Source organism: Corallococcus sp. 4LFB, assembly GCF_046520365.1.
Taxonomy (GTDB): Bacteria; Myxococcota; Myxococcia; order Myxococcales; family Myxococcaceae; genus Corallococcus; species Corallococcus caeni.
The window spans coordinates 1-1,207 of sequence record NZ_JBKGHJ010001030.1; the positions used below are offsets into that span (position 1 = coordinate 1).

Annotated in this window: 2 protein-coding genes; both read left to right on the forward strand. The window is 77.2% G+C overall.

The window, feature by feature from the left end:
• Positions 1-269, forward strand: a 269-nt coding sequence (locus ACLEQD_RS43795) for an OPT/YSL family transporter (protein ID WP_410391851.1), incomplete at its 5' end; no start/stop codon positions are given.
• A gap of 15 nt (positions 270-284) precedes the next feature.
• Positions 285-1,207: serine/threonine-protein kinase (locus ACLEQD_RS43800; protein ID WP_410391852.1), on the forward strand; the 923-nt coding region annotated here is incomplete at its 3' end.

The window sequence follows — 1,207 nt, forward strand, 5'->3', positions numbered from 1 at the left end:
CCGCGCTGGCGGCGGCGGTCCTCACGCTGGGAGAGCAGGCGCTGCCGGAGCGCCTCCGCCGCTGGACGCCGTCCGCCGTGGGGGTGGGGCTGGCCTGTCTGCTGCCGGCCTCCACGTGCCTGGGGTTCTTCCTGGGCGGGCTGGGGTGGGAGCTGGCCCGCCGGTGGAGGCCCGCGTCGGAAGGGCCGGGCGTGACGCTGGCGGCCGGGCTCATCGCGGGCGAGGGGCTGGTGGGGGTGGGCATCGTGCTGGCGCGAGCGCTCTGGTAGCCTTCGGGCCTCCGCATGCGCTGTCCGGTCTGCCACCGCCGCCTCGCTCCGGGCGCGGCGTGTCCCGTGAATGGCGTCGCCGCCGGGTCCGGTTTCCCCCTGGAGCCGCTGGCGATCCCCGACGTCCCCGGCCTGTCCGGTGCCGCCCTGCTGGGGGTGGGCGGCTTCGCCCACGTCTTCACCGCGGTGCGCGAGGCGGATGGCCGCGAGGTGGCGCTCAAGGTGGGGCTGGGGCCGCACCACGCGCGCTTCGCCCACGAGGCGGAGGCGCTCCGGCGCGTGGGGCCGCCCACGGTGCCGGCGGTGCTGGAGGAGGGGCGGGTCGGGGGCAGGCCGTTCCTGGTGCAGGAGCTGTTGCGAGGGCAGACGCTCGCGGCGTGGATGGCGGCGCTGCCGGGGACGGGCGCGGCGTCCGTGGCCCGGGTGCGGGAGCTGTTGAGGGGGCTGTGTCCGGCGGTGGCGCGCGTGCACGCGGTGGGGCTCGCGCACCGGGACCTCAAGCCGGAGAACATCTTCCTGCGCGAGGGTGGCGCGCTGAGCCTCCTGGACTTCGGGCTCGCGCGGAGGCTGGAGGACGGGCCGGCGGAGGAGGAGGGGAACCGCGCGGGCACGACGGTCTACATGGCGCCGGAGCAGTGCCTGGACGCGCGCGAGGCGGGCACGGCGGCGGATGTCTACGCGCTGGGCGTGCTGCTGTTCGAGTTGCTCACGGGCACGCCGCCGTTCCATGGCAGCGCGGACGAGGTGCGCGAAGGACACGTGAGCCGGCGTCCGCCGCGCGTGTCCGAGCGGGCGCACGTCCCGGTGGCGCTCGACGCGGTGGTGGCGCGGTGTCTGGCCAAGGAGCCGGTGGAGCGGTACGCGAGCGCCGAGGACGTGCTGGCCGCGTTCGAGGCCGCGTGCGCGGAAGGGCCCGCGCAGCCCCGGGGTCGTCGGGG